General features: G+C 31.0%; 16 protein-coding genes. 10 read left to right on the top strand and 6 right to left on the bottom strand.

The annotated features are described in order from the left end of the window. Positions 1 to 294: 294 nt before the first annotated feature. From CW731_RS00730 to CW731_RS00710, 5 genes are read right to left on the bottom strand one after another with little or no spacing between them, the layout of a single operon-like run. Entirely contained in the window at positions 295 to 663 is a 369-nt protein-coding gene (locus CW731_RS00730; protein WP_100944910.1) for a hypothetical protein, read from the bottom strand. A 24-nt stretch (positions 664 to 687) separates the two neighbouring features. Further along, complete coding sequence (locus tag CW731_RS00725; RefSeq protein ID WP_100944909.1) at positions 688 to 1,179, bottom strand: pyridoxamine 5'-phosphate oxidase; 492 nt, start codon at positions 1,177 to 1,179, stop codon at positions 688 to 690. Beyond that, positions 1,176 to 1,526, bottom strand: a complete 351-nt coding sequence (locus CW731_RS00720) for a hypothetical protein (RefSeq protein ID WP_100944908.1) — start codon at positions 1,524 to 1,526, stop codon at positions 1,176 to 1,178. Before CW731_RS00720 ends, CW731_RS00725 begins: the two co-directional genes overlap by 4 nt. A gap of 2 nt (positions 1,527 to 1,528) precedes the next feature. Continuing rightward, a complete protein-coding gene (locus CW731_RS00715) occupies positions 1,529 to 1,900 on the bottom strand; it encodes a hypothetical protein (protein WP_100944907.1) in 372 nt (123 codons plus the stop codon). A gap of 38 nt (positions 1,901 to 1,938) precedes the next feature. Beyond that, positions 1,939 to 2,442: a GbsR/MarR family transcriptional regulator gene (locus CW731_RS00710; RefSeq protein ID WP_100944906.1), complete on the bottom strand. Its 504-nt coding sequence runs from the start codon at positions 2,440 to 2,442 to the stop codon at positions 1,939 to 1,941. A 105-nt stretch (positions 2,443 to 2,547) separates the two neighbouring features. Here CW731_RS00710 and CW731_RS00705 point away from each other — a divergent pair, with 105 nt between their 5' ends. The 9 genes from CW731_RS00705 (at position 2,548) to CW731_RS00665 (ending at position 10,879) form a co-directional block, all read left to right on the top strand. Further along, positions 2,548 to 3,075 (top strand): hypothetical protein, encoded by a 528-nt coding sequence (locus CW731_RS00705; protein WP_100944905.1) that lies wholly within the window; start codon positions 2,548 to 2,550, stop codon positions 3,073 to 3,075. Positions 3,076 to 3,387: 312 nt separating this feature from the next. Then, the gene (locus CW731_RS00700) at positions 3,388 to 3,927 is read left to right on the top strand and encodes a sigma-70 family RNA polymerase sigma factor (protein WP_100944904.1); all 540 of its coding nucleotides are present in this window, start codon (positions 3,388 to 3,390) and stop codon (positions 3,925 to 3,927) included. Positions 3,928 to 3,998: 71 nt separating this feature from the next. Next, positions 3,999 to 4,562, top strand: coding sequence for a PAS domain-containing protein (locus tag CW731_RS00695; protein ID WP_100944903.1), 564 nt, complete (start codon positions 3,999 to 4,001; stop codon positions 4,560 to 4,562). A 43-nt stretch (positions 4,563 to 4,605) separates the two neighbouring features. Further along, complete coding sequence (locus CW731_RS00690) at positions 4,606 to 5,496, top strand: dienelactone hydrolase family protein (RefSeq protein ID WP_100944902.1); 891 nt, start codon at positions 4,606 to 4,608, stop codon at positions 5,494 to 5,496. A 124-nt stretch (positions 5,497 to 5,620) separates the two neighbouring features. Then, positions 5,621 to 6,442 (top strand): class I SAM-dependent methyltransferase, encoded by an 822-nt coding sequence (locus CW731_RS00685; protein WP_100944901.1) that lies wholly within the window; start codon positions 5,621 to 5,623, stop codon positions 6,440 to 6,442. Between the two features lie 53 nt (positions 6,443 to 6,495). Continuing rightward, complete coding sequence (locus CW731_RS00680) at positions 6,496 to 7,941, top strand: NAD(P)/FAD-dependent oxidoreductase (protein ID WP_100944900.1); 1,446 nt, start codon at positions 6,496 to 6,498, stop codon at positions 7,939 to 7,941. 309 nt (positions 7,942 to 8,250) lie between these two features. Then, positions 8,251 to 8,991, top strand: coding sequence for a hypothetical protein (locus tag CW731_RS00675; RefSeq protein ID WP_100944899.1), 741 nt, complete (start codon positions 8,251 to 8,253; stop codon positions 8,989 to 8,991). A gap of 72 nt (positions 8,992 to 9,063) precedes the next feature. After that, positions 9,064 to 10,110, top strand: coding sequence for a sensor histidine kinase (locus tag CW731_RS00670; protein ID WP_100944898.1), 1,047 nt, complete (start codon positions 9,064 to 9,066; stop codon positions 10,108 to 10,110). Then, positions 10,103 to 10,879, top strand: a complete 777-nt coding sequence (locus tag CW731_RS00665; protein WP_100944897.1) for a LytTR family DNA-binding domain-containing protein — start codon at positions 10,103 to 10,105, stop codon at positions 10,877 to 10,879. Before CW731_RS00670 ends, CW731_RS00665 begins: the two co-directional genes overlap by 8 nt. 94 nt (positions 10,880 to 10,973) lie before the next feature. Here CW731_RS00665 and CW731_RS00660 read toward each other — a convergent pair whose 3' ends face one another. After that, a complete protein-coding gene (locus tag CW731_RS00660) occupies positions 10,974 to 12,938 on the bottom strand; it encodes a YgiQ family radical SAM protein (RefSeq protein ID WP_100944896.1) in 1,965 nt (654 codons plus the stop codon). A gap of 482 nt (positions 12,939 to 13,420) precedes the next feature. On the opposite strand from CW731_RS00660, the gene CW731_RS00655 reads away from it, so the two are divergent. Beyond that, entirely contained in the window at positions 13,421 to 15,334 is a 1,914-nt protein-coding gene (locus CW731_RS00655; protein ID WP_100944895.1) for a CocE/NonD family hydrolase, read from the top strand. Positions 15,335 to 15,341 lie beyond the last annotated feature (7 nt).

Genomic DNA, 15,341 nt, shown 5'->3' with positions numbered 1-15,341 from the left:
ATCGTTTTTAAATGAAACCCTTTCTTGTTTAAAAATAGGAAAGGGTTTATTTATACTTCAAATGAATCAAAATTATCTACAGAAAACTCAAAATCCTTTTCTAGTAATTTCTCAAGATATACTTTTCTGCTTTTCAAAATAAATTCAGATTCAGTTCTTATGACAATCCCCCCCTAATTTTAATAAAAACTTTGGGGTCAGAATTCCGATAAAACAATTCAACTTTTGTCTTAATCAAATAAAAGACAACCAAATACCCATTTCTGCCGGCGATTACTATTTTCATGATTTTTACTAATTAGTTTTTAAATTATTCTCTTTACTTGCTTTTCTTCCCTTTAAAAAGAATAGAATAAAAGCAATCATTACAACACCTAAATAGATCGAGAAACCTCCAATTTTACTACTTAAGGTTTCTACTAGATCTGTATAGTCTGCCAATCCATAAATTTTGATAATTCTCAACGCAAAACCGATGTTTAATAAATAGAATCCTATTTTAAAAAGTTTGTTTGTAGCCATTGCAATCTCTACTTTTTGATGAAAAATATCCAACATAAATATTTTACTATTTTTAAATAAATGTTGAGACACTAATGTTGTTAACCCAATACTAATTGGTAAGTAAATGATGTACGCGATTAATTCTAATGAGGTATTCATAATTATTGATTTTTAGTATTTATTTTAATTTTCTTTGGTCATTATTCCTAAATTGATTTTCTCTCCTTTTGTAAACTTAATTTCTCTTACCATCTTCATATCTTCCCACAAATAACTACTTCCTTTTAATCTTTTTGTCTTTCGAACTCTTCTTTCAAAAGCTCTGTATTCTTTCTGTGTAGCTTGTCTTTTAGTACCTAATTTTCCATATAATTTTAGGGCAGGATACTCAGAAAAACTCATTTTAAACAAAGATTTTAACCAAAACCATTTGTTACTATTCACCGCTAAAACACAAATATTTTTATTCGTTTTTGAGTTGATATTTAATTTTGATGCAAATTTTTCAAAATAAAAACCCGTCTGATATTTATTGAGAAACAAAGAACCAATTGGTGTAATTGTTGGTTGATGCTCTTCATTAACAGAAGCAATAGAAACATGCATATTTGCCTTAATAGATTTACTAAAATGTATTCTAATTTTTTGCCAGTTTTCTTCTAAATTAATTTTCATTTTGATTGTTTTTTAAAATGTTTATGAATTAAATACACTGTGTAAATATTAATAAAGTGTAGTGCTGCAATGATTAATAAAATAAAACTTAACCTGCTACTTATTTCAATAATAACCTCTATTGAAGTCTTAATTTCTCTCATAGAATGTAAACTCCAAATTGCCAAACCAAGGTTTAATAAATAATATGCAATTCTTAGTAATTTATTAATTCCGTTTCCGAAGTTTATATCATTAGAGAAATAACTTAAGATGTATACTTTTCCGTTTTTGTAACACCAATTACCAACCAGAATTACAATGGTACTTGAAAGTAAAATATAAAGTGTATAAGTGAGTAGGCTCATCTTTATTTTTTTAATGATTCTAAAATATATGTACAGAAAAGTGATAAAACAACAGGAGCTAGATAGCCTATACTGCTCAAAGTTGGGGTTCTCATAAATACCCCATAAAATATTGATAATAAATAAAAACTAACAAAATAAACTAAGACCAAAGACAAATAAATAACTAAAATTCTTCGGTTATTTTTATTAATATTTTTCCAAAAAATCAGTATTAAAAAGGATGATAAAACTTGGTAAATCCCTAGAAAAAAAGCAATACACAAAGCATAAAATAAGAGTTCGTAAATAGCTATAGAAACTAATAAACAACTTAAAAAAACGGCCATTAATATTAAGTTTAATATGGAGATTACTTTAACTGTACTTTTCATAGTTTCAGAAATATTTGAAAGTTTATCTGCAAATTTTTTTATTTTTTTATCATTTTTGTAAAATTAGACAACAACCAGTGTTCATCTGCTTTTATTGCTGTTTCTAACATACCATTTACTTTTGTGGTTACAGAAGATAAATCGCTTAATACTTTTTTAAATTGCATTCCGTCTTCTGTAGAATCATCAACTTTTTGTAAATCTTCTAATACTTTTAAAACAGGCTCAATTTCTCTTTTCTTGCGCTCTTTGGTAATTTGTTTAAACAATTCCCAAATATCTTTATCAGCAATAAAAAACTCTTTACGCTCCCCTACCACAAATTCTTTCGAAACAATTCCCCAATCAATTAAAGCTCTTACATTCATATTTACATTTCCACGAGAAATCTGTAAAGTATCCATTATTTCTTCAGCAGAAAGTGGCTTTGTAGAAACTAATAACAAAGCATGTACCTGCGCCATTGTTTTATTAATTCCCCAAGAAGTTGCTAAACTTCCCCAAGTCTGAATGTATTTATTTTTTGCTTCGTCTAATTTCATATGTCAAATGTACAACTATTCTCTAAACTTTCAATAATTATTGAAAACTAAATAACTTTATAATTTAGAGATTAATTATTATCTTTCAATTAAAAATAGAAACACATGAAATTATTAGGAGTTGGCTCTAGAATAGAGCATTCAGAATTTGGCTTAGGTGTTGTTACCAACGTTACAAGCAATCATTATTGGGTGACTTTTATAAAAGATGGTTTAGAAACCATAGCTATAGATAGCGATTTTGAAGTAATTGAAGCTGTTGAAGACGAAGTTGATACCGTTAGTTTTTACGAAGTAGAAAAATCTTTAAAAACTATTTTACAAAAATGGTCTGATGTTACAGAGATTTCTCCTATTGCAGACAAATGGAAAAAAGGAACTTTAATTTTTCAACCAGAAGACAAAAATCTATCGAAAAAAGAAATACCTATTGATACCTTTTTTCATAAAATAGTAATGGTTAGAGATCGAATTAGAGTTATGGAGCAAAAGATAAATGCAAGTAAAACTTTAGACGACCAAGATAAAATAGATTTACAACAATACATTACTAGAATCTATGGAAGTTTAACTACCTTTAATATACTTTTCAAAGTGAAATCAGATCACTTTGTAGGTGCAAAATTAACTTAGATTCTTGTTATATAATCAAACCCTATATAAATCTTACTGAATGATGATTTATAGGGACTTTCGAGAAAGTTTATTTTTTTTGCATCTTTTAGATAAATAACTTGTCTATTATATGAACATTAAAAAAGAATATCATGAAAAACACAAATTGTAACTGTAATTGTGAAGGTTGTAAAACTGGAGATTGTAAAAATTGTACGTGTACAAACTGTACTTGCAGTAATTGTAATTGTTAAAAAAAAATTCTAAAACACGAAGCAATCTCATATATTTAAAGGATTGCTTCATGCTTCATAATGATACATATCTGTTATGACTACAAAACAAGTTTGGACTTCTTATTCTAAAGATTTAAAACGATTTATCATCAGCAAAGTAAAAGATACCACTATTGCAGATGATATTTTACAGGATACTTTTATTAAAATTCATACAAAATTACATACGTTAAAAGATTCTACAAAACTGAAATCTTGGTGTTTTACTGTCGCTAGAAATTCTATTTTAGATTACTGGAAATCTACAAATCAGACATTTGAAATCGCTAATTTTGAAAGTAAAGCAGAAATATTAAATGAAATTCACACAGAAAAAGATTGCTTAAGAGGCATCTTAAAACACTTGCCTAAAAAATATAGAGATCCTTTATTTCTTTCTGATATAAAAGGTTTAAAACAACAGGAAGTAGCCAATCAACTCCATCAATCTTTACCAACTACAAAATCTCAAATTCAACGTGCAAGAAAATTAATTGCACAAGGTTTTATAGATTGCTGTGGTTTTGTGCTAAACAAAAACGGCAACTTAGTTGGCGAAATTCAAGATAAGGAAGACTGTAAAGTTTGCAGTTAGTATTTTTAACAGAAGAGTTCTTCATTTTTTTTTATAGCTTAGCATTTTAAACTTAAAAACTCTATTTTTCTATGAAAAAGAATTTAGCTAGTATGATGTGTTTAGACCTATTTATAGCCTCTCAAGATCAAGAAGAATATGCTGCCATAAAAGACCTTCTTGCACCTTCAAAATCTCTTCAACTTCCAATAATTAGTTTCGATTTATATATGGATTATTTTTCTACTGAAATGATTAACTTAGGTATAAAAAATGATATAGATATCGTAAAAAACTTTGCAACTAAGCTTCAATGGACTAATAATGTTGATGAAATTTTTAAGGATGAAGTTTTTGAAACAATTGTACTTACAAATAACAAGCAAGAAATTATTTGGGTAAATGATGGTTTTAAAAAAATGACAGGGTTTAGTAAAAATTTTGCACTTAAGAAAACTCCTTCCTTTTTACAAGGTGAGGGAACTTGCAAAGAAACTAGTACAAGAATTAGAGAAAAAATACGTGCAAAAAAACCATTCAAAGAAGTTGTTTTAAATTATAAAAAAGACAAAACTCCTTATAAATGTGAAATAAAAATATTTCCATTATCTTATAAAAATACAACACATTATATTGCGTTAGAGAGAGCCGTTTAACATTTATATTGTACTAAGCAATAGAAGAAAAAAAATCAGCAAGATGGAAAAAATAAAAAAAGAAGATATTAGCCAAGAAGTATTTGATTTATACGATGATTATGCACACAACAAGCTCAACAGAAAGGAATTCTTACAAAAACTTTCTTTATTTGCTGTGGGTGCAATTACATTACCCGCTTTATTAAGTTTTATTTCTCCAAACTATGCAGATTCAATTATAGTAAAATCTAACGATCCTAGAATAAAATCAGAAACTATTCACTATGAATCCCCTAAAGGTGGTAAAAAAATGAATGGTTTACTATCAATTCAGAAAGATGTAAAAGGAAAATTACCTGGTATTTTAGTTGTTCATGAAAACCGCGGCTTAAATCCTTATATAAAAGATGTTGCCAGAAGAGCTACTCTAGAAGGTTACGTAACCTTAGCTCCTGATGCGCTTGCTCCTATGGGTGGTTACCCAGGAAATGATGATGATGGTAGAGAAATGCAAAACAAAAGAGATAAAAATGAAATGCTAGAAGATTTTATTGCGGGGTATAAGTATTTAAAATCTCACAAAGATTGCAACGGAAAAGTAGGTGTTGTTGGTTTCTGTTTTGGTGGGTGGATTTCTAATATGATGGCGGTAAGATTACCCGAATTAGGAGCTGCTGTTGCGTATTATGGAAGACAGCCTGAAAAAGAAGATGCTGCAAAAATTAAAGCCCCTTTATTATTACAATATGCAGGTTTAGACAAAAGAGTAAATGAAGGTTGGCCAGCTTTCGAAAAAGTTTTGAAAGAAAATAAATTAACCTATGAAGTCTATATTTACCCTGAAGTTAATCATGGCTTTCACAATAATACAACACCTCGATTTGATGAAACTGCAGCAGATTTATCTTGGGAGAGAACCATTGCTTTTTTAAATATACATTTAAAAGGATAGTGCTGTCATTGTGAGGAAGAATGATGAAGCAACCTGCTTCTGTATTATTTTTTATCTCAGGTCTCGCATTAACTTTCTTACCTTTCATTTTAAATTAAGTACTTTTATCCTTTAAATATTTAAGGTGAAAAAGAAAACTCTTATTAGTAAAGAATTAGACGATTTTTACAACAAAGCTTCAGAAGAAACCAGACTAGAAAAAGGAATGGGAATTTTTGAATTTGAACGTATTAAAGAACTCATAGCACAACATATTTCAAAACCAAATAGCACTATTATTGATGTTGGTGGCGGAACAGGAAAATATTCGGAATGGTTAGCTAAAAACAACCACACTGTTCATTTAGTAGAACCTGTTTTAAAACACATAAAACTTGCCGAGAAAAGAGCTAATAAACTTAAGAAACCTTTTTCTGTTACTATTGGTGAAGCAAAAAAGTTACCTTTTAAAGACAATTCTGCCGATTTAGTAATTTTACACGGCCCTTTATATCATTTACAAAAAAGAGAAGATAGAGTTGCCGCTATTATTGAAGCAAAAAGAGTGCTGAAAAAAAGCGGAATTATTTTAGGTTTCGCAATTAACGCAACGGCTTCTACAGTGGTTGGTTTAATGAACGGAATGATTCATGCCAACTCATTTTTTGATATGTGCAAAGCAGAACTTACCACAGGTGTGCATGATGCTCCTAAAGATTTTCCTTTTTTATTAGCAGATGCTTTCTATCATAAACCAGCAGGACTAAAAGCAGAATTTTTAGAACAGAACCTCAACTTTGTAAATATTTTTGCAGTGGAAGGAATGATTTGGTTAGACAACGAATATTTTGCAAATATGCTAGATAAGAAAAAGTCGAAGACCTTAAAAGCATTACAAACGCTTACTCAAAATGATGAATATTTGTTACCATTTAGTCCACATATGATGATTGCTGTGAAGAAATAGTTTGAATATTAAATAGTCGCAGAAAAGCAAAATACTGATTTAAGTTAAGGAAACTGGAAAAGAAGAAAAATAAAAAGTCTAATTGGATTATTTGTCAGGACTGTAAAGGTGATGGCAAAAAAAAACAGCGTCTTCACAAGAAAGCACGACTGAATTACCAAATGGCATTAGAACAATTTGAGAAATCAAATGGTGAAGGAACTGCTCCTATTTCTCCTAAAGTACAAATCCAAGCTTGCATAAACTGTAAAGGATCGGGCTTGACTCCTACTACAAGTTATCCAATAGCAGACAAAGAAAATTTGCCACATATTGCAATTATTGGTGGTGGAATTGGAGGTGTTGCGCTCGCAATAGCTTGCTTGCATCGTGAAATTCCTTTTACACTGTATGAACGAGATAACAGCTTCGATACTCGGTCTCAAGGCTACGGACTTACTTTACAACAAGCCAGTAAAGCAATGGCGGGTTTAGGCATTCTCTCTTTAGAATCAGGAATCACTTCCACCAGGCACGTAGTACATACTATCGATGGAAAAATTATTGGCGAATGGGGAATTAGAAAATGGGGCCGACCAGCCAACAAAACCTCTCCAAAGCGAACAAACATTCACATTGCAAGACAATCTTTACGCTTAGCACTGCTTGAACAACTTGGTGAGCATAACACTGTAAAATGGGGCCATCAATTATTGAGTTTTAATGATTCTGACGACGGAACTGTACATTTAAAATTTGAAGTAAATAACGAAATAAAATTTGCCAAGGCAGATCTTGTAGTTGGCGCAGATGGAATCCGAAGTACCGTAAGAAAATTACTCATTGGAGAAAATAAGACTCCTTTGCGTTATTTAGATTGTATCGTCATTTTAGGAATTTGTCCGTTAAAGAGTTTAGAAAATATAGAAAGTCCACTACTCGATTCGGCTACTGTATTTCAAACTGCAAATGGTCATGAACGCATCTACATGATGCCTTATGATTCAGAGACTATTATGTGGCAACTTAGTTTTCCTATGTCAGAAAAAGAAGCTAAAAAACTCAATATACAAGGCACAAAAGCACTAAAAGAAGAAGCGTGTAAAAGAACGCAATGGCACGATCCTATTCCTCAGATTGTATCAGCTACTCATGAAACTCAGATTTCTGGTTATCCGGTCTATGATCGAGAAATACTAACACCTGAATTGTTTGAAAAAGGAACGAAAGTAACACTAATTGGAGATGCTGCGCACCCAATGAGTCCGTTTAAAGGACAAGGTGCAAATCAAGCATTGTTAGATGCACTAGCATTGGCTCGAGGAATTTCAAAAAAATGCAACATTTCTTCTCAATGGAAAGAAGTAGGAATACGAAAAAGTGTATTAACTGCCTTTGAGGCTGAAATGATAAAACGTAGTGCTTCTAAAGTGAAAAGTTCGGCAGAAGCTGCAAAATTACTGCATTCCGAAATTGTACTTTATGAAGGAGATGGACCTAGAGGGAAACATCGAGAATAAAAAAAAACTAACATTTAGCTTCAATTAGCAAAAAACGATACGCATTTCTTACTTCTTAACCATTTCATTCCAATCTACTAAGAGATGAATTAAGTAACTCTGCTCCGTAAATAAAATTTAAAATCCTTTTACATTAAAAACTTACTCTTAATTTAAAATACTAATTAACGTAGTAATTTAGAGAATCACTTAACATATTTTTTCCTTATTTCAACGGATATTTTCCTGCACTCACTATATGGTACTTGTTGAGATTCTATTATAGTTTTACTATTGTATCAAATAATTAAACTAATAGAAACAGAGACAATGAAAAAATTAAATCGTGAATTAATATTCCTTAGGGCATTTGCAGCATGTACAGTTGGTGGTATACTATTATTGTCAACTTTTGCTTTTAAAACAAATAAAAATCAAAAGTTTGGAACTATTGATGTTGAACGTATCAATATTGTAGAATCAGATGGTACGGTTAAAATGATTATTACTAATGTAGAGAAGTTTCCAAACGGAGCAACTACTATTAATAATAGAATACTAAATAAGAACAGAAAAAAAAGATCAGGAATGTTGTTTTTTAATGAAGATGGCATTGAGTGTGGTGGGTTTATATATGACGGAACCAAAAATGAAAAAGGTCATAGTTCTGGCCTTTCATTAACTTACGATCAATATGACGGAGACCAAGTAATGCAACTCTTAACTACTGATACAGGAAAAGGTGACAAGAGAAGAGTAACTAGTGCGTTAACTTTTAACGATCGAGCTGCAAATGAAACACAGCAAGGAACACAAAGCATAATGGATGAACTGGACGCTATTAAAGACAAAGAATTATGGAGAAAAAAATACCAAGAATATGTTGATCAAGAACTAATTGGCGCAACACCGAGAATAATGCTAGGAAAAACGAGAAGTGAAAATAATGGATTATTTTTATTTGGAGATAATGGTAAAACAAGAGGTATGTTTTATGTTGATAAAAACAATAAAGTAAAACTAGAAGTCTATGATGACAAGGGGAATGTTACTAATTCATGGCCAGAGTAATTTAATATCATTCCTAAACTTCCTTGAAGCATATTTAATATATTTCAAGGAAGTTTCTTAATTTGCCTTCTAATGAAAAAACTATTAAATTATTTACATGTTGATAAATATTTCATCCTATTTATCTTCTTTATAAGCTATGTACTCGTAGTAAACAATAGAATTAATGTAGGTCAAAAACTAAATGTGATTTTTTTACCAGACGGACCAATTGTACAGTTTTTAGCAGCTTTAATTATCTGTTTTTTTATAAAATTCATCATAAACCATCTGATTGGGAAGAATGTAAAAAAAGTTAGCAATCTTAAAACTTACTTAAAATACTTTGCCATCGCATTCATATTATATATTTGTGTTTCAAACATATTAGGAATTTTAATAGCAATAATATTTGATACTGTTTCTAGAAATTTTAATTTCCAAACTTTAGTGGCCTCAAATATTAGTAGAATTGTTGAATTCATATTATTCGGCAGCCTATATTTAGCATATTTATATTCAAAAGAGAACAACACCTATAGAATTGAGATGAATGCATACGACAAAGCACTCGCCTCAAGTAAAATCCAACAGTTAAAGGCGCAATTAAATCCGCATTTTTTGTTTAATAATTTAAACACACTAGACCAACTTATTGAAGAAGATAAAGATAAGGCAAGTGCTTTTTTACATCATTTTTCAGAACTATATCGTTACTCTTTAATTACATCAGAAAAAAAACTAGTGTTCTTACAAGAAGAAATTCTGTTTACCAAAAGTTACTTTAAATTAATGGAAGAAAAATATTTGGGTTGCTATTCTTTAGAAATCAACCAAGGTACTCTGCTACCAGAAATACTAGTTCCTCCGTTTTGTTTACAAATATTAGTAGAAAATGCTGTGCAACATAATTTAGGATTAATTGAAAACCCTGTACATATTAGCATTTCTATTAACGAAAACATTCAGGTAACTAATAATAAAGTTCTAAAGCAACATAAAAAAAGAACTAGTGGTAGAGCACTTAAAAACCTGTCGACTCAATTCGCTTTATTAGGGAACAACACTATTAACATAGAAGAAAATGACACTCATTTTAAAGTGACGTTGCCATTTATAAACAAGAATATAAATGTATAGAATACTTATAATAGAAGACGAAGCTCCCACAAGAAAAAAACTTAAAAGATATATAGCGCAGGCATGTAGCTCTTATGAAATTGTGGCTGAATTAGAAACCGTTACAGACACTAAATTTCTTTTATCACAGACACATCATTTTGACCTTATTTTTTCTGATATAGAATTAAGAGATGGTAATGTTTTTGAAGTTTATAATGACGTCTCGCTAAATTGTCCAATTATTTTTACTACCGCCTATAATGAGTTTTTAATGAATGCCTTTGAAGCTAACGGAATAGAATATCTTTTAAAGCCATATTCGTTTGAGCGGTTTTCGAATGCTTGGGATAAGTTTATTCGATTAAAAGAGAATTCACCTGTAAATTATAATAAATTGATTGGCAGAATAAATAATCTAGTAAAAGAAAGTCAAGAAAACCTCATTGAATATAAAGACCAATTCGCCATAAAAACGGCAAAGGGAATCTACTTTTTAAAAGTAGATACTATTGTTTATTTTAAAGCAGATAATGGAGTTATTTTTGCTTTTGATGAAATGAATAAGAGACATCTAATGCCTCAAACAGTCTTTAAAGAAATAGAGCCTTTTTTAGATCCAAAAAAGTTTTTTAGAATTAATAGAAGTGAAAATGTACAACGTAAGTTTATTGACAAGCTTGAAAGGTATAATAAAAATACTGTATCCATATATTTAAACTCAGAAAGCAAAATAGTAAGAACAAGCCAAAATACTACAGGAGCATTTAATACTTGGCTAGGTATATAATTCAAAAAACGAAACACCTCATTTTTATAAAGATCTTATAAAAATGAGGTGTTTCGTCATTAATTTTCACATAATTTGTTCGTCAAACACAAATCTATCTCCTTTTCTTAGGCGCTCTACTCACCTTCTTCTTTCGCTTATTAAAAGGAACAGGCACAGCGTCATCAAAAGTATTTTTTACTTCTTTGGCATTTTTATTCTTTTTCCAAGAATTATTTTCTGGCAATAATTTTTGTAATAAATCTTGTCTTCCAACTTTGTTTAGTGTGTTTTTAATCCAATCTTTATTTTCTTTCTTATACCAGAAGAAAAACTTGTGTTGGTCTTCACGCTCCTTTTTAGTCTTCGGAGTTTTAGTTGGCTTTAATGTATATGGATGAAATCCTGAATAATAAATTACCGTTGCAACCGTCATTGGTGTTGGCGTAAAACCTTGTACTTGCTCTAACTGAAAGCCCATATCTTTGGTCTCTGCAGCTAAATTTGCCATGTCTTCCACTTCACTTGCTGGGTGACTCGAAATAAAATACGGAATTAACTGTAAATTTAATTTCTTCTTAATATTTATCTTATCGAAACGCTCTTTAAACATATGAAAATATTTAAAAGAAGGTTTACGCATCAACTTTAAAACAGGATCTGAAGTATGTTCTGGCGCAACTTTTAATCGACCAGAAACATGTTTTGTCATTACTTCTTCAGTATATGCATCCAACTCTTTTGGGTCTGCGTTTTTATTGAATTCTGGTACTAACATATCATGTCGAATTCCACTTCCAATAAAAGATTTTTTAATCTTCGGGTGTTTATCAACTGCTTGATATAACTCCGTTAAAGGTTTGTGAGACGTATCTAAATTAGAACAAATCACTGGAGAAATACAACTTGGCGCAACACATTTGTCACAGATAGATTGTACTTTTCCTTTCATCTGATACATATTTGCAGAAGGTCCGCCAATATCAGATAAATAGCCTTTAAAATCTGGCATGTTAGCCACTTTATCTATTTCTTTTAAAACAGATTCCTGACTTCTACTCGCTATAAATTTTCCTTGGTGCGCAGAAATGGTACAAAAACTACAACCACCAAAACATCCTCTGTGAATATTAATGGAGAATTTTATCATCTCAAACGCAGGTATTGGTCCACGTTTGTCATATTTTGGGTGTGGTAAACGAGTAAAAGGCAAATCGAAAGAACCATCAATTTCCTTTTCTGTCATGGTAGGAAATGGCGGATTAATCACCAACGTTTTTCCTTCTACATCTTGTAAAATTCTTCTTGCTTTTAATTTATTAGATTCTTGCTCAATCACTTTAAAATTAGAAGCAAATGTCTTTTTATCTGCCAAACAAGCTTTGTGAGAATTTATAGTAACATCTTGCCAATCATTCACAACAGGCAATTTTTCTACCTTTTCATCCACAAAAACAGCCGTTTGCTTAATGTTTTTCAAACTAGAAAACGGCACTCCTTTTTGCATTAATTCTACAATTTCACGCAAAGGCTGCTCTCCCATTCCATACACCAACATGTCTGCTTTAGACGTTTCTAAAATAGAAGGCAATAACTTATCAGACCAGTAATCGTAATGCGTTACACGTCTTAAAGAAGCTTCAATTCCACCAATTAATACAGGAATATCCGGAAATTTTTCTTTTAATATTTTAGAATATACAGAAGTTGCGTAATCGGGTCTAAAACCCTTATCTCCATTTGGTGTGTACGCATCTTTATCTCTTCGTTTTTTACTCGCAGTGTAGTTAGAAACCATCGGGTCCATACAACCACCAGTAACCCCAAAAAATAAACGAGGCGTTCCTAATTTCTCAAAATCTTGTAAATTATCGTTTACACTTGGTTGCGGCACAATGGCTACGCGTAAACCGTAACTTTCTAATATTCGACCAATTACAGCAGGCCCAAATGATGGATGATCGACATAAGCGTCTCCACTAAATAAAATAACGTCTAATTCTTCCCAACCACGAATTTTAACTTCTTTGTTTGTTGTTGGTAACCAATCTGTTAGTTGATGTCTCTTTGTGCCTTCCATATTTTGCAAAAATACGAGAATTTTAATTGAATAAACACTTATTTTAAAAATGTCTTTTAGAATAATTAGAAGCTATTTCCTGCTTTCCACTATATCTTTTTTTCGTACCTCAAAAAAGGATGCCGTTTCAATCAGGGCTAGACTTTTTGCTTACTAAAGGCAATCCTTAAAGTTTCACTATTTCTAGAAAAAGAATATAAGAACTCAAAAACACAAGCACAAGAATGCCACTTTGATGAAATATGAGGAAAAGTCTTATTAGAATTCTTCTATTTTATGAGATTTCTCAGTCGCTTAAAAAGCTCATTTTAAAATAACATGGCTACACAATAATTAAATACGGAATCTTATTTAGCTTCAACCAATTATCAAAAGTTCTGCTAGCTACTTTACAAAAGTGTCATCAAAAATTCATTTTAACAGAAGTTTTTTCATCAACTCTTATTTGTTTCGTAATTTTATCAAAACTAATCAACAGTCAAATGAAAAAACTTTTACTATTAACCATTTTTAGTCTTTTCCTATTTGCTTCTTGTAATTCTACAAAGGAACAAGAAGACAAAAAAGACACCTATGTAATTGATAATTACATAAAAAAAGAAGTAAATATTGCCATGCGAGACGGTACAAAACTGCATACAACTATTTATTCTCCAAAAAACACTTCTAATAAATACCCTATTTTAATGCAAAGAACGCCTTATAGTTCTGCGCCTTACGGAGAAGGAAAAATGAAAACAAAAATAGCACCCAATGTTCATTTAATGAAAGAAGGAAATATTGTGGTCTATCAAGATGTTCGTGGTCGTTGGATGAGTGAAGGCGTTTATGATAACATGCGTGCCTATATTCCGAATAAAACAGCACAACAATCTGATGAGGTTTCAGATACCTATGACACCATCGATTGGTTGGTAAAAAATGTAGCAAACAATAACGGAAATGTGGGTACTTGGGGAATTTCATATCCTGGGCATTATGCAACCGTTTCTACAATAGATGCGCATCCTGCATTAAAAGCGGCATCTCCGCAAGCAAGTATTGGCGATTTTTTCTTTGACGATTTTCATCATAATGGTGCTTTTTTATTAAGTTATTTTAGAGCCATTTCTTTATTCGGAACTTACAAAGACACGCCAACAGATTCTGCTTGGTACTCTTTTCCTAAGATGGATTCTAAAGATCAATATCAATTTTTTCTAGACAAGGGGCCTTTAAAAAACCTGAATGAATATTTTCAATATGATAAGTTAGACGTAAAAACAGCGGAAAACAAAGACAGAATCGACGACTTTTTCTGGAAAGAAATTACAGAGCATCCTAATTACGATTCTGTATGGCAAAGCAAAGGAATTATTCAACATTTAGACAAGGTTCCTGCTACTGTAGCAACCATGGTTGTTGCTGGAGAATTTGATGCAGAAGATCTATACGGACCTTTAGAAACTTACAAAGCCATTGAAAAACATGCAAAAGACAATTATAATACCTTAGTTTTCGGACCTTGGGATCATGGAAAATGGGCTAGAAATACTGTAGAAAATTATGTTGGTAATTATTATTTTGGCGATTCTATTTCTTTGAAATTTCAGAAAGATATTGAAACTAAATTTTTCAATCATTTCTTAAAAGGAAATGGGGACAAAAACTCTGGTTTGCCAGAAGCCTACGTTTTCGATTCTGGTAAAAAAGAATGGAAATCTTATGATGTGTGGCCTCCTAAGAGTGTGGTAAAAGAAGATTGGTTTTTATCTGAAAATCAAGAATTAACTCCAACTAAAAAAGCAACAGAAAAAATAAATTTTATTAGTGACATTAAACGTCCTGTTCCCTATTCCGAAGATATTAAAACGGTTTTTACTCCTAGAAAATACATGACAGACGATCAACGTTTTGCAGCAAGAAGACCCGATGTGTTGGTTTTTGAAACAGCTATTTTAACGGAAGATTTTACTTTGGCTGGAGATATTTTAGCGAAATTAAAAGTAGCAACTACGGGTTCTGCGGCAGATTGGATTGTAAAAGTGATTGACGTGCATCCTGATAATGTAGAAGAAACGAACGACAAATTACAAGATCATTTAAAAATGAGTAATTATCATTTAATGGTTCGAAGTGAAGTTTTACGTGGACGTTTTAGAAATAGTTTTGAAAATCCAGAACCTTTTATTCCGAATAAAAAGACAGCTGTAAATATTAAATTGCAAGATGTTTTTCACACCTTTAAAAAAGGACATAAATTACAAATTCAAGTGCAAAGTACTTGGTTTCCTTTAATCGACTTGAATCCGCAAACGTATGTAGATAATATTTACAAAGCAGATGAAAAAGATTTTAAAACACAAACACACACTGTTTTTACCGACTCTTCAATAGAGTTTTCGGTATTAAAATAAATCAATA

Origin of the sequence: Polaribacter sp. ALD11 (assembly GCF_002831685.1) — a bacterium.
In the GTDB taxonomy this organism is placed as follows: domain Bacteria; phylum Bacteroidota; class Bacteroidia; order Flavobacteriales; family Flavobacteriaceae; genus Polaribacter.
The sequence above is the reverse complement of the archived record's forward strand: the minus strand, read 5'-3'. Positions and strand labels throughout refer to the sequence as shown.

Coding starts and splice junctions, on each gene's coding strand:
- CW731_RS00690 (WP_100944902.1), top strand. CDS start 4,606: ATGGAAAAAATAAAAAAAGAAGATATTAGCCAAGAAGTATTTGATTTA.
- CW731_RS00660 (WP_100944896.1), bottom strand. CDS start 12,938: ATGGAAGGCACAAAGAGACATCAACTAACAGATTGGTTACCAACAACA.
- CW731_RS00670 (WP_100944898.1), top strand. CDS start 9,064: ATGAAAAAACTATTAAATTATTTACATGTTGATAAATATTTCATCCTA.
- CW731_RS00715 (WP_100944907.1), bottom strand. CDS start 1,900: ATGAAAAGTACAGTTAAAGTAATCTCCATATTAAACTTAATATTAATG.
- CW731_RS00675 (WP_100944899.1), top strand. CDS start 8,251: ATGAAAAAATTAAATCGTGAATTAATATTCCTTAGGGCATTTGCAGCA.
- CW731_RS00730 (WP_100944910.1), bottom strand. CDS start 663: ATGAATACCTCATTAGAATTAATCGCGTACATCATTTACTTACCAATT.
- CW731_RS00705 (WP_100944905.1), top strand. CDS start 2,548: ATGAAATTATTAGGAGTTGGCTCTAGAATAGAGCATTCAGAATTTGGC.
- CW731_RS00710 (WP_100944906.1), bottom strand. CDS start 2,442: ATGAAATTAGACGAAGCAAAAAATAAATACATTCAGACTTGGGGAAGT.
- CW731_RS00665 (WP_100944897.1), top strand. CDS start 10,103: ATGTATAGAATACTTATAATAGAAGACGAAGCTCCCACAAGAAAAAAA.
- CW731_RS00725 (WP_100944909.1), bottom strand. CDS start 1,179: ATGAAAATTAATTTAGAAGAAAACTGGCAAAAAATTAGAATACATTTT.
- CW731_RS00700 (WP_100944904.1), top strand. CDS start 3,388: ATGACTACAAAACAAGTTTGGACTTCTTATTCTAAAGATTTAAAACGA.
- CW731_RS00720 (WP_100944908.1), bottom strand. CDS start 1,526: ATGAGCCTACTCACTTATACACTTTATATTTTACTTTCAAGTACCATT.
- CW731_RS00695 (WP_100944903.1), top strand. CDS start 3,999: ATGAAAAAGAATTTAGCTAGTATGATGTGTTTAGACCTATTTATAGCC.
- CW731_RS00655 (WP_100944895.1), top strand. CDS start 13,421: ATGAAAAAACTTTTACTATTAACCATTTTTAGTCTTTTCCTATTTGCT.